Annotated in this window: 3 protein-coding genes; 2 read left to right on the top strand and 1 reads right to left on the bottom strand. The window is 69.5% G+C overall.

Annotated features, from left to right (window positions below; all coding sequences use genetic code 11):
* On the bottom strand, positions 1-188 hold a 188-nt coding region (locus C5O18_RS08125), incomplete at its 3' end, for a PAS domain-containing protein (RefSeq protein ID WP_158249306.1).
* A 221-nt stretch (positions 189-409) separates the two neighbouring features.
* Between C5O18_RS08125 and C5O18_RS08120 the strand changes: the two genes are divergently transcribed.
* Positions 410-1,453, top strand: a complete 1,044-nt coding sequence (locus C5O18_RS08120) for an aspartate carbamoyltransferase catalytic subunit (protein WP_105193035.1) — start codon at positions 410-412, stop codon at positions 1,451-1,453.
* On the top strand, positions 1,450-2,691 hold the full coding sequence (locus C5O18_RS08115) for a dihydroorotase (protein WP_105193033.1): 1,242 nt from the start codon (positions 1,450-1,452) through the stop codon (positions 2,689-2,691). Before C5O18_RS08120 ends, C5O18_RS08115 begins: the two co-directional genes overlap by 4 nt.
* Positions 2,692-2,994 lie beyond the last annotated feature (303 nt).

Here is a 2,994-nt window from a genome sequence, read left to right as displayed (position 1 = left end):
CTGTGCGGCGCCAGCACGCTGTCGAAATGCTGGCCGATCAGCGCTTCCGCCGGCCGGCCCATGAGGCGGATGCTGGCGGCGTTGACGTAGGTGAAGCGGCCGTCGAGGTCGAGGGTGTAGATGATGTCGCCGGCGGCCTCGATCAGGTCGCGGTAGTCCGGTTCGGCGAGTGTGCGGGGCTGCGTCATGGCAGTCTTCTCCTGGCCGGCATCCGTGGGCGGCCGGCGGCATCCGCTGTTCATACCAGAAAACCGGCGTCGTGGCGTCCGCCGGCGGTGTTTCGCCAGGCATTTCCCGCCGGTCTTTTCCTGCGCGCCATGACTTGGGGCCGGCGCGGGTCGCGGTTTACAATGCGCGCCCAGCAACGCGCGCCGGTTCTTCGGCCGCGGCCGATCGGGAACTGCTCGCCATGCATCAGTCTCACGCCCACCAGGCCAGCCGCCTGCAGCTCAACTCGCAAGGTCGCCTCAAGCATTTCCTCAGCACCGAAGGCCTGTCGCGCGAGCTGCTGACCGAGATCCTCGACCGTGCCGACACCTTCCTCGACGGCAACGGCGGCATCCGCAACGTGCCGCTGCTGGCCGGGCGCACGGTCATGAACCTGTTCTTCGAGGCATCGACGCGCACGCGCACGACCTTCGAGGTCGCCGCCAAGCGCCTGTCCGCCGATGTGCTCAACATCGACATCTCCAAGAGCTCGACCAGCAAGGGCGAGACCCTGCGCGACATGCTCTGGAACCTGGAGGCCATGACCGCCGACGTGTTCGTGGTGCGTCACGGCTCCTCCGGTGCGCCGCACTTCATCGCCAGCCAGGTCACGCCGCGCATCGCCGTGGTCAATGCCGGCGACGGGCGCCACGCGCACCCGACCCAGGCCATGCTCGACATGCTCACCATCCGCCGCCACGCCGGCGATTTCACCGGGCTGACCGTGGCCATCATCGGTGATATCCGCCATTCGCGCGTGGCCCGTTCGGAGATCCACGCCCTGCAGACGCTGGGGGCGAAGGAGGTGCGCGTGATCGGTCCGCGCACGCTGCTGCCGCGCGATTTCGAAGAGCTCGGCGTGCAGGTGCACGAGGACATGCGCCGGGGCATGGCCGGGGTCGATGTCGCCATCGCCCTGCGCATCCAGAACGAGCGCATGGAGTCGGCGCTGCTGCCCGGCAGCAGCGAGTTCTACGGACTCTACGGCCTGACCCGCGAGCGCCTGAAGGTGGCCAGCCCGAACGTGCTGGTGATGCACCCGGGGCCGATCAACCGCGGTGTCGAGATCGAGTCGGAAGTGGCCGACGGTCCGCAGTCGCTGATCCTGAAGCAGGTCAACTACGGCATCGCGGTGCGCATGGCGGTGCTGGCCATGTCGGTCGAGGGCCAGGATGCCGAGCGTCACGCCGAAGCCGGCGCGGGTCAGCCGGGCGCACAGGGCATTTCGCAGGAGATCGCACGATGAGCCAGGTCATCCGCTACACCGGCGTGCGTGTCATCGACCCCGCCAGCACACGTGATGAAATCACCAGCGTGGTCATCGGCAAGGGGCGCGTGACCGCCTTCGGCGCCGAGGCCGATGCCGCCGAGGTGCACGCGGTCAGCGATGGCGCCGGCCTCTGGGTGGTGCCGGCCTTCGTCGACCTCTGCGCCCGCCTGCGCGAGCCGGGGCCGCGCCAGCACGGCACCATCGCCAGCGAAACCCGTGCCGCCGCGGCTGGCGGCTTCGCGCATCTGGTGCTGCCGCCGGACACCAGCCCGGTGATCGATCACGGCGCGCTGGCCGCGCAGGTGATCGAGAAGGCCCAGGCCGCCGGGCATGCCCGTGTCTATCCCATCGGCGCGCTGACCCGCGGTCTCGAAGGCAAGGCGCTGGCCGGCATGGGCGGCCTGAAGTCGGCCGGCTGCGTCGGTGTCGGCCAGGCGCGCCGCCCGGTGGCCAGTGTCGAAACCCTGCTGCGCTGCCTGGAGTACGCCGGCAGCACCGACCTGACCGTGTTCTTCTCGCCGGAGGAGGTCTCGCTCGCCGCCGGCTGCGCGCATGACGGCTTCGTGGCCTCGCGCCTCGGCCTCGGCGGCATTCCCGACACCGCCGAGACGGTGGCGCTGGCCACGGCCATCCTGCTGGTCGAGCAGACCGGGGTGCGCGCCCACTTCGGTCAGCTGTCGTGCAAGGCCTCGGTGGAGCTGGTGCGCATCGCCAAGGACAAGGGCCTGCCGGTCACCGCCGATGTCTCCATGCACCAGCTGCACCTCACCGAAGACGCCATCGACGGCTTCAACGCCATGGCGCACGTGCGTCCGCCGCTGCGCCGCGAGGCCGACCGGCAGGCGCTGATCGCCGGTGTGCGCGAGGGCGTGATCGATGCCATCTGCTCCGATCACCAGCCGCTCAACGCCGCCGCCAAGCTGGCGCCGTTCGCCGAGGCGCTGCCCGGCATGTCGACGCTGGAGACGGTGCTGCCGCTGGGCCTGCAGCTGGTGCGCGACGGCGAGCTGGAGGCGGGTCGCCTGATCGCGGCGCTGTCCAGCGCGCCGGCCGGCATCATCGGCATTCCGGCCGGCAGCCTGGCAGAGGGCGGTGTGCTGGTGGTGGACCCGTCCGCGGCCTGGACGGTCTCGGCCGACACGCTGCTGTCCACCGGCAAGAACTCGGCTTTCCTCGGTCGCACGCTGCAGGGGCGGGTGCGCTCGCTGCACTGATCGTCGGCGGAAACCAGTGGGGGGAAGGGGCGGGAAACTGTAGCGCTTTATACGCGTGTTTCCCGCCCCTTCCCCCCACTGGTTTTCGCTGGCGCCTCTGCCACGCGATCACCGTTCGTCGCGAAACATTTCGTGTCCGGCGTATCGTGCTGTATTACGGCGATATCCGACAGTTGTCGCAGCGTTGTCATATCTGCCGCGTAGCCTGTCGCACCCGAAACCCCCATCGAGTGTCCGCCCATGCAACGCCGCAAATTCCTTCGTGACAGCCTGCTTGTGGGCGCCACGCTGCCCAGCCTGGTC

The organism is Amnimonas aquatica (assembly GCF_002943415.1).
In the GTDB taxonomy this organism is placed as follows: Bacteria; Pseudomonadota; Gammaproteobacteria; order Pseudomonadales; family Moraxellaceae; genus Perlucidibaca; species Perlucidibaca aquatica_A.
This window is presented reverse-complemented; position numbering and strand designations above follow the sequence as displayed.